Source organism: Anoxybacillus dikiliensis, from assembly GCF_050613275.1.
GTDB lineage: Bacteria > Bacillota > Bacilli > Bacillales > Anoxybacillaceae > Anoxybacillus.
Map to the genome: position 1 here is coordinate 422,501 of NZ_CP187112.1, position 16,414 is coordinate 438,914.

The 16,414-nt window shown below is 42.2% G+C and carries 12 protein-coding genes, 17 tRNA genes, 2 rRNA genes and 2 pseudogenes (1 of these 33 only partly in view); 32 read left to right on the top strand and 1 reads right to left on the bottom strand.

Going from position 1 to position 16,414, the window contains the following annotated elements:
* From ACPF7I_RS02250 to ACPF7I_RS02365, 24 genes and pseudogenes are all read left to right on the top strand, one after another.
* Nucleotides 1-1,078, top strand: a 23S ribosomal RNA gene (locus ACPF7I_RS02250) (it extends 1,848 nt beyond the left edge of the window).
* A gap of 367 nt (nucleotides 1,079-1,445) precedes the next feature.
* A 5S ribosomal RNA gene (rrf, locus tag ACPF7I_RS02255) occupies nucleotides 1,446-1,562 on the top strand.
* A gap of 29 nt (nucleotides 1,563-1,591) precedes the next feature.
* Nucleotides 1,592-1,666: transfer RNA gene (locus ACPF7I_RS02260), tRNA-Asn, on the top strand.
* Nucleotides 1,667-1,671: 5 nt separating this feature from the next.
* Nucleotides 1,672-1,762: transfer RNA gene (locus ACPF7I_RS02265), tRNA-Ser, on the top strand.
* A gap of 18 nt (nucleotides 1,763-1,780) precedes the next feature.
* A tRNA-Glu gene (locus ACPF7I_RS02270) sits at nucleotides 1,781-1,852 on the top strand.
* 8 nt (nucleotides 1,853-1,860) lie between these two features.
* Nucleotides 1,861-1,936 (top strand) — tRNA-Val (locus ACPF7I_RS02275).
* 27 nt (nucleotides 1,937-1,963) lie between these two features.
* Nucleotides 1,964-2,040: transfer RNA gene (locus ACPF7I_RS02280), tRNA-Met, on the top strand.
* Nucleotides 2,041-2,044: 4 nt separating this feature from the next.
* Nucleotides 2,045-2,120 (top strand) — tRNA-Asp (locus ACPF7I_RS02285).
* A 23-nt stretch (nucleotides 2,121-2,143) separates the two neighbouring features.
* Nucleotides 2,144-2,219: transfer RNA gene (locus tag ACPF7I_RS02290), tRNA-Phe, on the top strand.
* Nucleotides 2,220-2,230: 11 nt separating this feature from the next.
* Nucleotides 2,231-2,306: transfer RNA gene (locus tag ACPF7I_RS02295), tRNA-Thr, on the top strand.
* A 5-nt stretch (nucleotides 2,307-2,311) separates the two neighbouring features.
* A tRNA-Tyr gene (locus tag ACPF7I_RS02300) sits at nucleotides 2,312-2,396 on the top strand.
* 10 nt (nucleotides 2,397-2,406) lie between these two features.
* Nucleotides 2,407-2,480: transfer RNA gene (locus ACPF7I_RS02305), tRNA-Trp, on the top strand.
* Nucleotides 2,481-2,490: 10 nt separating this feature from the next.
* Nucleotides 2,491-2,566 (top strand) — tRNA-His (locus ACPF7I_RS02310).
* Between the two features lie 17 nt (nucleotides 2,567-2,583).
* Nucleotides 2,584-2,658: transfer RNA gene (locus ACPF7I_RS02315), tRNA-Gln, on the top strand.
* Nucleotides 2,659-2,666: 8 nt separating this feature from the next.
* Nucleotides 2,667-2,738: transfer RNA gene (locus ACPF7I_RS02320), tRNA-Gly, on the top strand.
* An 11-nt stretch (nucleotides 2,739-2,749) separates the two neighbouring features.
* Nucleotides 2,750-2,823, top strand: a tRNA-Cys gene (locus ACPF7I_RS02325).
* 11 nt (nucleotides 2,824-2,834) lie between these two features.
* Nucleotides 2,835-2,920, top strand: a tRNA-Leu gene (locus tag ACPF7I_RS02330).
* Between the two features lie 58 nt (nucleotides 2,921-2,978).
* A tRNA-Leu gene (locus ACPF7I_RS02335) sits at nucleotides 2,979-3,063 on the top strand.
* A gap of 410 nt (nucleotides 3,064-3,473) precedes the next feature.
* The gene (locus ACPF7I_RS02340) at nucleotides 3,474-4,094 is read left to right on the top strand and encodes a rhomboid family intramembrane serine protease (RefSeq protein WP_430745081.1); all 621 of its coding nucleotides are present in this window, start codon (nucleotides 3,474-3,476) and stop codon (nucleotides 4,092-4,094) included.
* Nucleotides 4,095-4,219: 125 nt separating this feature from the next.
* Nucleotides 4,220-5,353 (top strand): annotated as a pseudogene (locus ACPF7I_RS02345) (IS4 family transposase).
* Between the two features lie 97 nt (nucleotides 5,354-5,450).
* The gene (locus ACPF7I_RS02350; protein ID WP_430745079.1) at nucleotides 5,451-5,579 is read left to right on the top strand and encodes a hypothetical protein; all 129 of its coding nucleotides are present in this window, start codon (nucleotides 5,451-5,453) and stop codon (nucleotides 5,577-5,579) included.
* Between the two features lie 377 nt (nucleotides 5,580-5,956).
* Nucleotides 5,957-6,294: pseudogene (locus ACPF7I_RS02355) on the top strand (LacI family DNA-binding transcriptional regulator); the annotation flags it as partial.
* 134 nt (nucleotides 6,295-6,428) lie between these two features.
* Nucleotides 6,429-6,653, top strand: a complete 225-nt coding sequence (locus ACPF7I_RS02360) for a hypothetical protein (protein WP_430745078.1) — start codon at nucleotides 6,429-6,431, stop codon at nucleotides 6,651-6,653.
* A gap of 375 nt (nucleotides 6,654-7,028) precedes the next feature.
* Nucleotides 7,029-7,102, top strand: a tRNA-Gly gene (locus ACPF7I_RS02365).
* 80 nt (nucleotides 7,103-7,182) lie between these two features.
* Here the strand turns inward: ACPF7I_RS02365 and ACPF7I_RS02370 are convergent.
* A complete protein-coding gene (locus tag ACPF7I_RS02370) occupies nucleotides 7,183-7,845 on the bottom strand; it encodes a B3/B4 domain-containing protein (protein WP_430745076.1) in 663 nt (220 codons plus the stop codon).
* A gap of 60 nt (nucleotides 7,846-7,905) precedes the next feature.
* On the opposite strand from ACPF7I_RS02370, the gene queG reads away from it, so the two are divergent.
* From queG to ACPF7I_RS02410, 8 genes are all read left to right on the top strand, one after another.
* The gene (queG, locus tag ACPF7I_RS02375; protein WP_430745074.1) at nucleotides 7,906-9,042 is read left to right on the top strand and encodes a tRNA epoxyqueuosine(34) reductase QueG; all 1,137 of its coding nucleotides are present in this window, start codon (nucleotides 7,906-7,908) and stop codon (nucleotides 9,040-9,042) included.
* A gap of 57 nt (nucleotides 9,043-9,099) precedes the next feature.
* Nucleotides 9,100-9,957: an amidase domain-containing protein gene (locus ACPF7I_RS02380; RefSeq protein WP_430745073.1), complete on the top strand. Its 858-nt coding sequence runs from the start codon at nucleotides 9,100-9,102 to the stop codon at nucleotides 9,955-9,957.
* An 11-nt stretch (nucleotides 9,958-9,968) separates the two neighbouring features.
* Nucleotides 9,969-10,442: a tRNA (uridine(34)/cytosine(34)/5-carboxymethylaminomethyluridine(34)-2'-O)-methyltransferase TrmL gene (gene trmL / locus ACPF7I_RS02385; RefSeq protein WP_370627970.1), complete on the top strand. Its 474-nt coding sequence runs from the start codon at nucleotides 9,969-9,971 to the stop codon at nucleotides 10,440-10,442.
* Between the two features lie 281 nt (nucleotides 10,443-10,723).
* On the top strand, nucleotides 10,724-12,619 hold the full coding sequence (locus ACPF7I_RS02390; RefSeq protein WP_430745071.1) for a PrkA family serine protein kinase: 1,896 nt from the start codon (nucleotides 10,724-10,726) through the stop codon (nucleotides 12,617-12,619).
* Between the two features lie 219 nt (nucleotides 12,620-12,838).
* Entirely contained in the window at nucleotides 12,839-13,999 is a 1,161-nt protein-coding gene (gene yhbH / locus ACPF7I_RS02395) for a sporulation protein YhbH (protein ID WP_430745069.1), read from the top strand.
* 375 nt (nucleotides 14,000-14,374) lie between these two features.
* A complete protein-coding gene (locus ACPF7I_RS02400) occupies nucleotides 14,375-14,968 on the top strand; it encodes a peptidoglycan-binding domain-containing protein (RefSeq protein ID WP_430745067.1) in 594 nt (197 codons plus the stop codon).
* A gap of 177 nt (nucleotides 14,969-15,145) precedes the next feature.
* On the top strand, nucleotides 15,146-15,574 hold the full coding sequence (locus ACPF7I_RS02405) for a hypothetical protein (RefSeq protein ID WP_430745065.1): 429 nt from the start codon (nucleotides 15,146-15,148) through the stop codon (nucleotides 15,572-15,574).
* Nucleotides 15,575-15,651: 77 nt separating this feature from the next.
* A complete protein-coding gene (locus ACPF7I_RS02410; protein WP_430745064.1) occupies nucleotides 15,652-16,275 on the top strand; it encodes a hypothetical protein in 624 nt (207 codons plus the stop codon).
* Nucleotides 16,276-16,414: the final 139 nt, after the last annotated feature.

Here is a 16,414-nt window from a genome sequence, read left to right on the forward strand (position 1 = left end):
GGGCTGACACCTGCCCGGTGCTGGAAGGTTAAGGGGAGCGCTTAGCGCAAGCGAAGGTGCGAACCGAAGCCCCAGTAAACGGCGGCCGTAACTATAACGGTCCTAAGGTAGCGAAATTCCTTGTCGGGTAAGTTCCGACCCGCACGAAAGGTGTAACGACTTGGGCACTGTCTCAACGAGAGACCCGGTGAAATCATAGTACCTGTGAAGATGCAGGTTACCCGCGACAGGACGGAAAGACCCCGTGGAGCTTTACTGCAGCCTGATATTGAATGTTGGTGCGACATGTACAGCATAGGTGGGAGACTGAGAAGCCTGGACGCCAGTCTAGGTGGAGTCGCCGTTGGGATACCACCCTTGTCGTACTGAGATTCTAACCCGCACCCCTGATCGGGGTGGGAGACAGTGTCAGGTGGGCAGTTTGACTGGGGCGGTCGCCTCCCAAAGCGTAACGGAGGCGCCCAAAGGTTCCCTCAGAATGGTTGGAAATCATTCGAAGAGTGTAAAGGCAGAAGGGAGCTTGACTGCGAGACCTACAAGTCGAGCAGGGACGAAAGTCGGGCTTAGTGATCCGGTGGTTCCGAATGGAAGGGCCATCGCTCAACGGATAAAAGCTACCCCGGGGATAACAGGCTTATCTCCCCCAAGAGTCCACATCGACGGGGAGGTTTGGCACCTCGATGTCGGCTCATCGCATCCTGGGGCTGTAGTCGGTCCCAAGGGTTGGGCTGTTCGCCCATTAAAGCGGTACGCGAGCTGGGTTCAGAACGTCGTGAGACAGTTCGGTCCCTATCCGTCGCGGGCGTAGGAAATTTGAGAGGAGCTGTCCTTAGTACGAGAGGACCGGGATGGACGCACCGCTGGTGTACCAGTTGTCCCGCCAGGGGCACAGCTGGGTAGCTATGTGCGGAAGGGATAAGCGCTGAAAGCATCTAAGCGTGAAGCCCCCCTCAAGATGAGATTTCCCATCGCGTCAAGCGAGTAAGATCCCTTGAAGATGACAAGGTTGATAGGTCCGAGGTGGAAGCGTGGCGACACGTGCAGCTGACGGATACTAATCGATCGAGGACTTAACTAAGCACACAAGAAAGGCGTAGGCGACTGTTCAGCCACGAAGAGCGCGGAAGGCCTGCGAGGAGGCTGTTGCCGCCACAGCAGGACTGAAGCGATTCGAGGGGCTAGGAGCCGAAGCTAGACAGTAAGAAAAGCGGAGAACGGTTCTTGACGTAGTCAAGAAAACATCCGACGGAGCTAAAAGCTTTTGACGAAGACGTGCGTGCACGTCGAACGGAAAAAGCGAAGGCGTAGGAGGATGTTAGTTCGAAGCTAGACAACAAGAAAAGCGTAGGCGACTGTTTAGCCCTGTTATCTAGTTTTGAAGGAATAAAAAATGCTTGACAACAAAAAATATTCCGTTATAATAACATTTGTCTAAAGCATTATTGCTCGGTGACGATGGCGGAGAGGTCACACCCGTTCCCATCCCGAACACGGAAGTTAAGCTCTCCAGCGCCGATGGTAGTTGGCGGGACACCGCCTGCGAGAGTAGGACGTTGCCGGGCAAAAGAAATGATTAACTTTAACGCATCATTCCGCAGTAGCTCAGTGGTAGAGCACTCGGCTGTTAACCGAGCGGTCGTAGGTTCGAATCCTACCTGCGGAGCCATTTACGGAGAGCTGTCCGAGTGGTCGAAGGAGCACGATTGGAAATCGTGTAGACGTGATAAGCGTCTCAAGGGTTCGAATCCCTTGCTCTCCGCCAGCCACTTAGGAAATATATGGCCCGTTGGTCAAGTGGTTAAGACACCGCCCTTTCACGGCGGTAACACGGGTTCGAATCCCGTACGGGTCATCTTTTGTGGAGGATTAGCTCAGCTGGGAGAGCACTTGCCTTACAAGCAAGGGGTCGGCGGTTCGATCCCGTCATCCTCCACCATGGATGAATTTGTGTGTATTTTATCATCGCGGGGTGGAGCAGCCAGGTAGCTCGTCGGGCTCATAACCCGAAGGTCGCAGGTTCAAATCCTGCCCCCGCAACCAAAATGGTCCCGTAGTGTAGTGGTTAACATGCCTGCCTGTCACGCAGGAGATCGCGGGTTCGAGTCCCGTCGGGACCGCCACTATATAAGTGAATTACTTAAACGGCTCGGTAGCTCAGTCGGTAGAGCAAAGGACTGAAAATCCTTGTGTCGGCGGTTCGATTCCGTCCCGAGCCACCATGTTAAATGATGCCGGCTTAGCTCAATTGGTAGAGCAACTGACTTGTAATCAGTAGGTTGCGGGTTCAAGTCCTGCAGCCGGCACCATCTGCGGAGGGGTAGCGAAGTGGCTAAACGCGGCGGACTGTAAATCCGCTCCCCTTGGGTTCGGCGGTTCGAATCCGTCCCCCTCCACCATCTTGACTTTAGGGGCATAGTTTAATGGTAGAACAGAGGTCTCCAAAACCTCCGGTGTGGGTTCGATTCCTACTGCCCCTGCCAAAAAAACATGGCGGCTATGGCGAAGTGGTTAACGCACCAGATTGTGGCTCTGGCATTCGTGGGTTCGATTCCCACTAGTCGCCCCATATATGCTTGAGAATTTTGGGGTATAGCCAAGCGGTAAGGCAACGGACTTTGACTCCGTGATGCGTTGGTTCGAATCCAGCTACCCCAGCCACATATAATGCGGAAGTAGTTCAGTGGTAGAACACCACCTTGCCAAGGTGGGGGTCGCGGGTTCGAGTCCCGTCTTCCGCTCTTTGTTTCATGGCGGCATAGCCAAGTGGTAAGGCAGAGGTCTGCAAAACCTTTACCACCGGTTCGAATCCGGTTGCCGCCTCCATTTTTTTATGCGCCGGGGTGGCGGAATTGGCAGACGCACAGGACTTAAAATCCTGCGGTAGGTGACTACCGTGCCGGTTCGAGTCCGGCCCTCGGCACTGAACAGGCTTGACAAAGCTAGGTGTCGTGGTATAATTGAATCGCTGTATTTAACATGCCGATGTGGCGGAACTGGCAGACGCGCACGACTCAAAATCGTGTGGGGTAGCTCCCCGTGTGGGTTCGACTCCCACCATCGGCATCGAAAATAGGGAAAAGGCTTTAGGATCAAGGGTTCTCACGAATGTGGAAACCCTTTTTTGTGTTATACTGAATACGATTCGAGAAGGAAAAATCGTGTGCGTAAACAATTTTTAGAAACTAAAAAAACTACTAAGAAAGAAACCAATTCATAAGGTTGACTATTGAGCCTTTGCAGAATTTGCAAGGCTTCTTTTGTTTCTTGTTTAATGAGGTGATAACTGAAAAAAACGGTTCATGGTTTTACATGGACATTTTTCGTTCACCTGGCACCCTTACATCCTTTTTTGTTTTGCTGTTGAGAATAGATAACATCTTTTGATTGTCTTTTGATACGGAAAATGTCATGTTGAAACTTTATATAAATATTCTTCGTCATTAAGATAATGAATATTCAGAAAAGGAGGTATTATGTTGTTCAGAATAACGGAAGATATTCCTACATTTATTAAACGATACCCAATTACAACACTTATGGTTGGAATCTGTACAGTGTTGATGATTATTATTACATTTATGGGAGGTTATAATAGCAAGACAATTCTTCAATTGGGAGCATATGATATTCAATTGGTTAATGAAGGACAAGTATGGCGTTTGCTTACTTGTGCCTTTGGACATATGAGTTATTTTCATTTCTTTCTAAATATGCCTTTTATTTTACTTTTTTCTCGTCCTCTTGAACGTATATTAGGAAGTAAAAAGTTTTTTTTGAGTTATATCTTCATGAGTGTTTTTGCAACCTTAATGATTCATTTATTTTCTGGTTACCCTATTCCTTTGGCAGGTTCTTCTGGAGTAGGATACGGATTATTAGGAATGTATATATATTTATTTCTTAGACACGGTAATCAATTTTCTTCATACGATAAAAGATTTGTTATTATGTTTACTCTACTTGGTTTTATCATGACTTTTTTAATTCCAGGAATAAGTATTGCAGGGCATATAGGTGGCTTTGTCGGAGGAATTATTTTGTCTCCTTTTGTATTTAAAGAAACAAAAAGATTGAAGTATAGTATGAGTGGATAAAAATTTTATTTTACTAACACGTGTGTTGATTAACCAATAATATCCATAAAAACATAGAAAAAAGAGCACTTTTCCTGTAGAATGTAAGTAACCACACAAACAAACCCAGGAAAGAGGTGCTCTTTATGAACAAGCATACCACACTCCCGAATTTGATGCAAAAAATTGTGTCAGACGAAGACATTCAAACCATCACAGAAGCAGTCGGTTATCACGACTCATCTCGTAAATTTACCGTACGTACGTTAATCGACTTTTTCCTTCTCGCTGCTGTCCATGAGTGGAAGAGTTTTCGTCATGGTGCTGATGTGGCGCCCACTTACCAATTGCCGCGTTTTCATTATTCGACGGTGGCAAACAAGGCGAAGGAGATTCCATATGAAATCATGAAGCGTTTGTTTGCACGAATCGTTTCGAAGTGTAATCGCAAAATACGGCGATCTCTTCGATTCCCGAAACCTCTTCGCATTGTCGATTCGACAACGGTGACAGTCGGAAAGAACCGCCTACCATGGGCGCCTTATGATGGGGAACGGTCAGGGATTAAACTGCATGTCGCTTATTCTCCTGAACACCAGTCACCAATGGATGCCACGGAAACAACCGGTCTACGCCACGATGGTCCTGTCGGGGAAGCGTTGACACATCCGAAGCAAATTCTTGTGGAAGATCGGGCGTATTTTAAAATCGAACGGATCGACCAATTTGCCGAAAATGGACAACTTTTTGTCATTCGCATGAAAGAAAATGTAGAGATTCATCGTCGTCACCGTTTACAGCGTCTTGTTTCTTCCGATTCCAATGTCATCGCTGATTTTACTTGTCAGCTAGGAACGAAGCAATGCCGTTCGAAGAAACGTCATCGAGTGGTCATCTTTCGTGATGCCCATGGAAAGGAGATTCGCGTCGTAACGAATGTCTTTGACGTATCGGCAGAAAAGATTGCCGACATGTATCAAGAGCGTTGGGCAGTCGAGGTCTTTTTTCGATGGATCAAGCAATACTTGAATGTACCTACCTTATTTGGGACAACAAAAAACGCCGTCTACAATCAGCTGTTTGCGGCGTTCATTGCCTATGTGTGATTGAGATGGCTATATGACTGAACAGAGAAACGAACGCAAACCACCCTCACGTTCATTTCTTTCGTTCGTCGGGTTTTATTTGGGCAACTTCCTCTCGATTGGAAATCAGAGATGGTAGCTGTCTTATTTGAGCATGCCCATTTTTACGGGAGAAGTATTCCTAATTTTGGATAATCAACAGCCGTGATAAAATTTCAGCTAAAGTAGTAGAGCACTTTTATTTAGTGGCTATCGCCATATCGGTTATATTGGGGGCTTACCGGGGGCGCAAGTGACAAAAATTCGTGAAAAAGGATTTCGAAACACGATGAAAGAATTTGGGTTAACGATTCATGATGAATGGTTCGCTCAAGGGGACTTTTTTGTAGAGAGCGGCTGTCAACTACCCCCACTTAGCTAACGCTTGAAGCGGGGGCTTGCAACTCCCCAGAAGTGCGAACGGACTTCGTCCTCCTTCCTTGACTTGGGGTTGCATCAGGGGCAGGTTGACGACTACCCAACGACATAGGTCATGCCTATATCGCTACCGAGTGGCTCGGCATGTCTGTAGGCAGTACTTGACTTCCACGCACAACAGACGGATGTACGCTCGATGTTTTACGGTTGCAACGTTTCCTGCAACCAACTCCCTACATCGAGTAACGGGGATTGGAGTGCCTTGATTCAACGGTTTTCTCCACATTCTTATTCTATCATATACAAAAGAAAGGAGGAAGGGCGATTCCTCCCCGACTTTCGCTCTCGCTTAGAAGTCGGGGTCTCCTCGCCAAAGATGATGAAGCGATGAAAAAGATTTTGAGCTCGTCACAGCGTCCCGAAGCGGTATTTGCGGCGTCGGATTTAATGGCGTTTGGCGCGATGAAAGCGATAAAAGAGCAAGGTTTGAAAGTACCTGAAGATATTGCGGTCGTTGGGTGTGATGATATCGAAGCTTGCAACTATACTGATCCGCTTTAACTTCCGTTCGGCAAGATAAAGAGAAAATCGGACGGCTTGCTGCATATATGTTAAGAGATATTATACACCGCCAATTTCAGCCGAAAGCGGTTATGGTTGAACCGGAATTAATTATTCGTGAATCTTGTGGAAGCAATCGATTGTACGGGATGACATGAGAAGCGATTACCAGAAGAGGTGTAGTAAGCAATTTGAAGCTTGTCTTTCCTTTCAAACTTTTAAATCGTTTGAGGATCGTTTTTGAAAGGATGACAAGCTAGTTTTTTATCTTCTTATATGGGAGGATAGGCGTTTGATGAAGGGAGTATTGTACGTGGTTGTGTTATTTTTGACAGCAGCGGGAATCATATTTCTCATTGACATCGAAGAAAAAAATATGATCGAGTCTCAAACTGATTCGGGATGGAATTTAGTTTGGGAGGATGAGTTTGATGGTGATCAATTAGACACGTCAAAATGGAACTATGATATCGGAAACGGGTTCACTACTGATGATGGAACGTACGTATCTGGTTAAGGAAATCAAGAGTGACAATCCTATCAAAAAGAAAATGTAAGTGTCAAAGGCGGAAAGTTGATTATTGAGGCTCGAAAAAAATCGGTTTCTGATGATTGTAAAAAGAGTATTGACTTGTCCTAGGGAAGTCGATATAATGTAAAACGTAGTTAAAAAACAGGGAGTCCTGTTTTTTATTTTTGCATCTTATTCGACAAATTTCTACTTTTTCTGCATGTGCGGGTGTAGTTTAGTGGTAAAACCTCAGCCACGAGCGACCCATCATCGAGTAATTGGCGAGTTGCCTCGACGCATCCATCATCATCGAGCAAGCGAGTAGAGGAAGAGGCATGACAAAGCATAGAAGTAAAAATGGTTATGTGAGTAATTTATCGCGCGGGTGTAGTTTAGTGGTAAAACCTCAGCCTTCCAAGCTGATGTCGTGGGTTCGATTCCCATCACCCGCTCCATACATACGGGGACAACGCAGTGTTTCGTTTCGAAGATGAACGGGGCATTGCGTTTTTTTATTTCGCTTGCCCCGTGCTTGTTATAATATAAGTTGTGTATATGCATGACCACCATGGATTTGAATAAACATCTCTTTCATTGCTTCTAGCATTTGTTCGCATTGTTTTTCTGTAAATGATGGGAGAAAGTATACGATTTGAATTGCATGTGTTGTTTGTTCCGTAACCATCGTTCGCTTTGAGTCAACGATTGGACTGCCGAATGCCCCTTTGGCGTCTTTTGAGACAAGTTTTCGTTCAAAATTTGTCGTGCGATCGTTGATGCCGATATATTCATCTGCTTGTGTACCGATCGTGATAACGATATCTCCTATGAGATGATCTCGGTCATAAATGCCGATTGGTAGTTTATAATATAAGGAAAAAAAGTTATTCACATCAGCTGCTGAATGAATGGATGGAATAAAAGTTTTCTTTTGTACGCGCCGAAGCAAACTTTCTGATGAAGGACGGTATCGGCTTGCATCTGTGCCGACCTGTTTGAACACCGATCGCCATTCTTTCACTTCAGGCCAGTCAACCAATGGTGTTTGCTCCATGTCAAAATACAATAGTTCTTGAAATTGACGGAGTTTTCCCTTCAACATATTTGGAGATGCGCCGACGACAATTTGTTCATATGTAATGACTCCAATTTTAAAATGAGCCACATGCTGTTTGATTGTGTCAGAAATGGTTACCATATCGTTCACTCCTTTTTCTTTACATTGTATCATAAACAGCGATGAAAGGAGGGATGGGTAGTGGACGTTGCTGCATTAAAAGAGGAAATTATTCAATATAGTCGAACGATTGGTATCGACAAAATCGGTTTTGCCAGTGCTGATCCGTTTAGCGAATTAAAAGAACGGCTACGTGAGCAACAACGACTCGGTTATGAATCAGGATTTGAAGAGCCGGATATTGACAAACGAACAACTCCATCTTTGTTGTTGAAAGAAGCGCGTTCCATTATTGCGATCGCCCTTGCCTACCCGTCAAAATTGAAAAACGCTCCACGAAGTACAAAAAAAGAACATCGAGGCATTTTTTGTCGCGCATCTTGGGGACAAGATTATCACATCATTTTACGCGATCGGCTGCAAAAGCTAGAGCAATTTATTCTCACCCGTGTACCAGATGCAAAAGTAAAATCGATGGTCGATACCGGGGAGTTATCGGATCGGGCGGTAGCCGAGCGTGCAGGTATCGGGTGGAGTGGGAAAAACTGCTCAATTATTACGCCAGAGTTTGGATCGTACGTATATTTAGGAGAAATGATTACAAATATCCCGTTTCCTCCGGATGCGCCAATTGAAGATCAATGCGGAACGTGCACGCGCTGCATTGATGCTTGTCCGACAGGGGCGCTTGTACAAGGGGGACAGTTGAATGCGAAACGATGTATCGCTTTTTTAACGCAAACGAAAACGTTTATTCCTGATGAGTTTCGCGATAAAATTGGTAATCGATTGTATGGGTGTGATACGTGTCAACTCGTTTGTCCGAAAAATAAAGGAAAAGACTTTCACTTCCATGCGGAGATGGAACCCGATCCGGAAGTGGTGAAACCGCTATTAAAACCAATTCTTCATATGACGAATCGGCAATTTAAAGAGACGTTTGGGCATTTATCGGGGGCATGGCGTGGGAAAAAACCGATTCAACGGAATGCGATCATTGCATTGGCTCATTATAAAGATGAGAGTGCGATAGATGATTTATTCGTACTGCTTCAGGAAGATTCACGTCCTGTCATTCGCGGAACCGCGGCGTGGGCGCTTGGGAAAATCGGAAACAGGAAAGTTGTGCCGATGTTGCAGCAAGCAAAAGAAAAAGAACAAGATGAGGACGTTATTCGAGAAATTGATAACGCGTTAGCGATGCTTAAAAGAGTGTAGTTGTTTTTCTATTGTTTACGACATAACGTAGTAAAAAAGGTAAAAGTGGTGAGCGAGATGAGAAAACAGCTACACGCCCTTCTCGATCAGCGTATTCGTTCCTTTTTTGCGGCTAATGTGACGGATGAGGAAATGGAACGAAAAAAGCAACTGCTTGCGAAGCGACAGGCGAAGCTTGTGAAATGCGAAGGAAAAGGAGTCGTAATAGAAAAGAAACATATTGCCCCTCACACGTTCGTCCGCTACATCGTTCATTTCCGTTTTTTTATTTGGCAAGACGGGTGGATGTATGTCGAGGAGAAACAAGAGGTACGGGAAGCCATTTTTGAACGTGGTAAGCTTGTGAGCGACCATCTTGTTGTGCCTCATCTCAAGACAGAGCAAATGGAAAAAAAACAAGAACGTCATGAAGATGAACGAGTTCGTTATACGTATGATCGGCTGGCAGCGGTGAAATATGCTGAAATATGGTGGAACGATTATAATCCAGCTTTTCATACATTTCCCGTTGATTGTACAAATTTTGTCTCTCAATGTTTGCATGCGGGCGGCATTCCGATGATGGGCTATCCAAACAAAACAAAAGGATGGTGGACGCGCAAAAACGACTGGAGCTATACGTGGACGGTCGCGCATGCGTTTCGTTGGTATTTAAGCGGATCGAAAACAGGCATTCAAGCTATTGAAAAAAAAACACCAGAACAGTTGTCTCTCGGTGATGTCATTTGTTATGATTTTCAAGGGGACGGGCGATTTGATCATACGACGATCGTCGTTGCCAAAGATAAACAAGGGATGCCGCTCGTCAATGCCCATACGTCCAATAGTCGCATGCGTTATTGGTCGTATGAAGATTCCACGGCTTATACGCCAAATATTCAATATAAATTTTTTCATATTATTGATCACACATAGGAGTGAAGAATGTGGCTTTACATGTCGTTTTATATCAACCAGAAATTCCAGCGAATACGGGTAATATTGCACGTACATGTGCAGCAACAGGAACGTCGTTACATTTAATTCGTCCACTCGGATTTTCAACGGATGATAAAATGTTGAAGCGTGCCGGATTAGATTATTGGGAATACGTAGATATTCACTATTACGATTCATTACAAGAGCTTTTTGATAAATATAAAGAAGGCGAATTTTTCTTTATTACAAAGTTTGGTCAAACATACTACACGTCGTTTGACTATAGTGATCAAACGAAAGATTACTTTTTCGTTTTCGGTCGCGAGACGAGTGGATTGCCAAAAGACTTAATCGAAAAAAATATGGAACGTTGTTTACGCATTCCGATGAACGAATACGTTCGCTCACTCAATTTATCGAACACAGCAGCCATTCTCGTGTACGAAGCGTTAAGACAACAAAACTTTCCAAACGTATTTTAAGCGACTTTCGAATGAAAGTCGCTTAATTTTTTACTTCCGGCTTATCGTTATATCCTGCTGTAAAGATCGCAGCCAAGAAGGCGAAAATGACGCCAAGAACAAGAAGCGTTTTCATATGAAATCTCCTCCCTTATGAAGTGACAATAAAATGTCCACGCTTTCATTATAGCTTAATTGTACATTGAGATGAAAGTCATACTTTCGCGAATGATTACGGACATCCTCGCATACATATGGTATTAATCATGACGCTAGACATCAAAGGTGGAGGAGGTCCGTGTATGGACATTTTAAAAAAAATACAAAAATATAGAGAAGAAGAACAAAAATTAAAGTGGGAAGGTACATTTGCGGAGTACTTAGAAATCGTAAAAGAAAAGCCGTGGGTAGCTCAATCTGCTCATTCTCGCGTTTACAATATGATTAAAGATGCAGGGGTAGAAGAAATAGACGGAAAGAAAAAATACAACTTTTTTAGCGGGCAATTGTTTGGACTTGAGGAAGCGTTAGAGCGGCTTGTGGAAGAATATTTTCATCCAGCTGCCAAACGTTTAGATGTTCGAAAGCGCATTTTGTTGTTAATGGGTCCAGTCAGCGGCGGGAAATCGACGCTTGTGACGATGTTAAAACGCGGGCTTGAAGCGTATTCATATACGGATCGTGGCGCCGTATATGCCATTAAAGGATGTCCGATGCATGAAGATCCCCTTCATTTAATTCCGCACAACTTGCGCGATGAGTTTTATAAAGAGTACGGTATTCGTATCGAGGGAAATTTGTCGCCATTAAATATGATGCGGCTTGAAAAAGAATATGGTGGGCGCATTGAAGATGTGATGGTCGAACGCATCTTTTTCTCAGAAGATAAGCGTGTTGGAATTGGGACGTTTAGCCCGTCCGATCCGAAGTCGCAAGACATTGCTGATTTAACGGGCAGCATTGATTTTTCTACGATTGCTCAATATGGGTCAGAATCTGATCCGCGCGCATATCGCTTTGATGGGGAGTTAAACAAAGCAAATCGCGGCATTATGGAATTTCAAGAAATGTTAAAGTGCGATGAAAAGTTTTTATGGCATTTGCTTTCTTTAACGCAAGAAGGAAACTTTAAAGCAGGACGTTTTGCGCTTATTAGTGCAGATGAATTGATTGTTGCCCACACGAACGAAACAGAGTATCGTTCGTTTATTGCAAATAAAAAGAACGAGGCGCTTCATTCGCGCATTATCGTTATGCCAATCCCGTATAACTTAAAAGTGTCAGAAGAAGAGCGCATTTATGAAAAAATGATTCGTGAAAGCGATGTGGCGGATGTGCATATTGCCCCACATACGTTGCGGGTGGCGGCGATGTTTACAATTTTAACGCGTTTGAAAGAGCCGAAGCGTGGCGATATTGACCTTGTGAAAAAAATGCGCTTGTATGATGGCGAGCTTGTCGAAGGATTTAATGAAGTTGATGTAGAGGAATTGAAAAAAGAACATCCAGATGAAGGAATGAGCGGCATTGATCCGAGGTATGTCATTAATCGCATTTCGTCTTGTATTATTCGAAAAGAAGTGCCGTCCATTAATGCGCTAGATGTATTACGGGCATTGAAGGAAGGATTAGAGCATCACCCATCCATTTCGAAAGAAGATCGGGAACGTTACTTAAATTTCATTTCAATTGCTCGAAAAGAGTATGATGAGATTGCTAAACGTGAAGTCCAAAAAGCGTTCGTCTACTCATATGAAGAATCAGCGAAAACGTTGATGGACAATTATTTAGATAATGTAGAGGCGTATTGCAACAAGGCGAAAATTCGCGATCCGCTAACGGGAGAAGAAATGAATCCAGATGAAAAGCTAATGAGATCGATTGAAGAACAAATTGGCATTTCAGAAAATGCGAAAAAAGCGTTCCGTGAAGAAATTTTAATTCGCATTTCGGCATATGCGCGTAAAGGTCAGCGTTTTGATTATAATTCACACGAACGGTTACGCGAAGCGATTCAGAAAAAGCTATTTGCTGATTTGAAAGACATCGTCAAAATTACGACATCAACAAAAACGCCGGATGAACAACAATTAAAGAAAATTAATGAAGTTGTCGCCCGTTTGATTAATGAGTACGGTTACAATTCCACTTCGGCAAATGAATTGCTTCGTTATGTTGGAAGTTTATTAAACAGATAAGCATGCCGCACTTGGCATGCTTTGTTTTATCATTTTAGAAAACAGGCTTGTCCAACAGAAAGGGATTCGAGTAATTTTCGAAATCATTTGTCAATTTTTTTCGGTCGCTGCATAGGATAAAGTAACCAACCATTCATTTATCATTTTTAAAAGCCAACATATTGTATGCAAGAAAAAGGGAAAGTGTGCATCATTATTTTACATGTAGGAGGGGAAAAAATGAGTAGAAACTTCATTGTGTCAAAGGAAGATTGGTCCCTCCATCGAAAAGGCCACGATGATCAAAAACGGCATGAAGAAAAGGTAAAAGAAGCGATTAAAAATAATCTTGGCGATTTAATTACAGAAGAAAGCATTATTATGTCAAATGGTCGCGATGTCATAAAAATACCGATTCGTTCGTTAGATGAATATAAAATTCGTTATAACTATGACAAAAATAAACATGTCGGCCAAGGCGATGGGGACAGTCAAGTTGGCGATGTGATTGCGCGCGACGGTTCTGGAGACGGTCAAAAAGGACCAGGAAAAGGTCAAGGAGCAGGTGATCTAGCAGGGCAAGATTATTATGAAGCAGAAGTGTCTTTAATGGAGCTAGAAGAAGCTTTGTTTAGTCAATTGGAGCTTCCAGATTTAAAGAAAAAGCAACACGCAGATCACGTTGTTCAACATATCGAATTTAATGATATTCGTAAAACAGGGCTCATGGGGAATATTGATAAGAAAAAAACGATGATGGCTGCCTTTAAACGAAATGCATTGAGCGGTAATCCAAGCTTTTATCCAATTTATCCGGAAGATTTAAAGTTTAAAACGTGGAATGAAGTCATTAAGCCTGATTCAAAAGCGGTTGTTATTGCGATGATGGATACGAGCGGCTCAATGGGCGTATGGGAAAAATATATGGCTAGAAGCTTTTTCTTTTGGATGACGCGTTTTTTACGAACAAAATATGAAACGGTTGATATTGTTTTTATCGCTCATCATACCGAAGCAAAAGTTGTAACAGAAGAAGAGTTTTTCACAAAAGGGGAAAGCGGCGGAACGATTTGTTCATCAGCGTATCGCAAAGCGCTTGAAGTCATTGAAACGACCTATTCACCGACGAAGTATAACATTTATCCATTTCATTTTTCCGATGGCGACAACTTAACATCCGATAACGCGCGCTGTGTGAAGCTCGTACAAGAGTTAATGAAAGTATCGAATATGTTTGGATACGGGGAAGTAAATCAGTACAATCGCCATTCCACGCTTATGTCCGCATATAAGCATATTAAAGATGAAAAGTTTCGTTACTACATTTTGAAACAAAAGTCTGATGTACTGCAAGCGATGAGAAGCTTTTTTAGAAAAGAAGAACATAAAACGCTTGTTTAATTCCTTGTGTTACACAAGGTTTTTTTTCGTAAAAAAACGGTTGACAAAGTAAACGTCAGACAGTCTTATCCTTTTTGAAGACTAGGACTTAAAGTATTATTGAGTTAACCGACTTCGCGAAAAAGATTTGACGTTAACGATCGTCAGGCATATTGGTTGTTTACTCTCTGAAGATGACAGGAAGTTATACGGGGCATTTCGCGACAGAAAAAAATGTAGGACGATTAGCAGAAGAGATGAAGAAGAAAGGTTATCCAACTGTGATTCCCCTGCTACTCGGCAGGGGATTTTTTTTGTTTTTATGACATGTTTCGACATTTTCCATGATGGTTGTCTGATATGATAATAAACAAAAAATAACTAGGAGGATCAAAAATGTACGTTGTGGATAGTGTTGGTAGAGTCACTTATCCATCTAACTTTGCAAATAATCTATGGAGTGAGCAAACGCTAAAAAGAGGTGATCGAAATGATTATGTGAAGACATTGCAATCTTGGCTTTACAGAGCCGGATTTAACCCTGGGGGAATTGATGGAGTTTACGGAGCAAATACAGAGAAGGCTGTGAAGGAATTTCAGAAGAAGGTTGGAATTACAGCGGACGGAATTGCAGGAAAGCAAACGTACCAAGCTCTACAAAAGTATGTTAGAACAGAAACGACAACATCACAATCAAACTCATCGAACACCAATGACCAGTGGACAGGTCAGACACTTAGAGAAGGAAATCGGGGACAAGCGGTAAAAGATTTGCAGTTAATGTTGAAATATGTAGGCTATAGTGTTAGTGTTGATGGTGTATATGGTTCTGAGACCGAGAAATATGTTAAGGACTTTCAAAAATCAGTAGGTCTTCAGGCAGATGGGATTGCTGGGAAAAATACTTACAATGCTTTGAACAACAAGGTCGAACTTATAAAATCTCAAAAAAACACCTATAAAAATCCTAGGTTGCAAATTATCAACTAGGAAATAGATATAAAGAATGTTGCTGATGCCGTACATTATATCACATTAGGTCCTTTGAATGCTAAACTTGAACAGTTCCTTGATCTTAAGATAGAAATTAAATTCGATCAGTCAATGAGAGTTACACAAAATGGAAAAACGATTAAGTTCGCAACCTCCTCAGGGGATACACTACAGTTGGATGTAAGTAATTTACTTAAAGCGAAACTCAATAATACCGCATTGTATGAAAGGAATTATGCAGATACTATACAATATGGGAATACAGGATTTGAATCAAAATACTTTGTACTGTTAGATGCTTTGAAACCGAATTCACTTCAACCTGATGGTTATTATTTAATGTCAAGTTCTACTCATTCATTGATGCAAGACATTGATTTCTCAGATTTTCTTGGTTTGAAAACTAAAAAAGGATTCGAAAATCTAAAGATAACATTAAAAATGGAATTAACACAAAATTATAAAGTTAAGAAAGAGTATTATGATTCAATGGCAACCGTATTTGCAGCAGCTGCGTCAACAGGTAAAATAGCTGAGAAGTGGGTTGAGAAATTTGTGGATTTCATGATCAAAAATATAAAAAATCCGAAAGCGATATTTTAATTAATGAGTTCTGTTCTGTATCTTTACAATGTTGTATTTCTTAAGTTAAATTTATTTCAGTTGCACTATGAAATAGTTTGGAGGGGATTCGTATTAAAGAAATTCGATTTATCTTTTTATTAACTATACTTATCTCAATAATAACAATAAATTTAATACCCAAAGTTGTCTTTGCTAATGACGAAGAAAATTGGATTGTTCGTCACATTTTACTAAATTACAAAATTGAAGAGACAAGTAAATCTCTAAAAGTATATTATGTCCAAATTCAACAACAAAAAGGGAAAGAGCCGATTATTGATACTCATTTTGTAAAGACAATATATTTAGATGAGAATATAGACGTAAGTAACAAAGAGTTAAGAGACTTCGTAGAGAACGATCAAAGTCTTTACTACGATATTTATATAAATGACACGATATTAGGAAAAAGGGCACCTATTTTTGCAGATGTCAGTGCAGAGAAGCCATCAAAGGATGAGATTCAGTCTTATATCAATAGGGCGGTAGAGACCATAAGAAAAGATTTTGAAGAACCGCCAAGCCAAGAAGAGATTAATAAGCAGATAAATGAGAAAATGGGGAAATTTAATTCTTATGCTCAACAGCGAGATTATTCAGTAATGCAATTCGTTTTCATGATAATAGTTTTTTTGGTATTGTATGGTATATTTATAGCTTTGAGAAATGGGAAAAAGTAATGGTAACATGATATATGTTTAAGGAAACCAAGAGTAGATAAGGAGTGCGAAGGGATGTGCCTTACAACAGGAGATATAATAAGTTCTGCTGGTGTGGCTCTTTTTCACAGAGCTACACCTTAAAAACGTGTATAGGGTG

Bases quoted from the DNA above. Each gene is read 5' to 3' on its own strand.
- ACPF7I_RS02340 (WP_430745081.1), top strand. From the start codon at position 3,474: ATGTTGTTCAGAATAACGGAAGATATTCCTACATTTATTAAACGATAC.
- ACPF7I_RS02370 (WP_430745076.1), bottom strand. From the start codon at position 7,845: ATGGTAACCATTTCTGACACAATCAAACAGCATGTGGCTCATTTTAAA.
- ACPF7I_RS02380 (WP_430745073.1), top strand. From the start codon at position 9,100: ATGAGAAAACAGCTACACGCCCTTCTCGATCAGCGTATTCGTTCCTTT.
- ACPF7I_RS02390 (WP_430745071.1), top strand. From the start codon at position 10,724: ATGGACATTTTAAAAAAAATACAAAAATATAGAGAAGAAGAACAAAAA.
- yhbH (WP_430745069.1), top strand. From the start codon at position 12,839: ATGAGTAGAAACTTCATTGTGTCAAAGGAAGATTGGTCCCTCCATCGA.
- ACPF7I_RS02400 (WP_430745067.1), top strand. From the start codon at position 14,375: ATGTACGTTGTGGATAGTGTTGGTAGAGTCACTTATCCATCTAACTTT.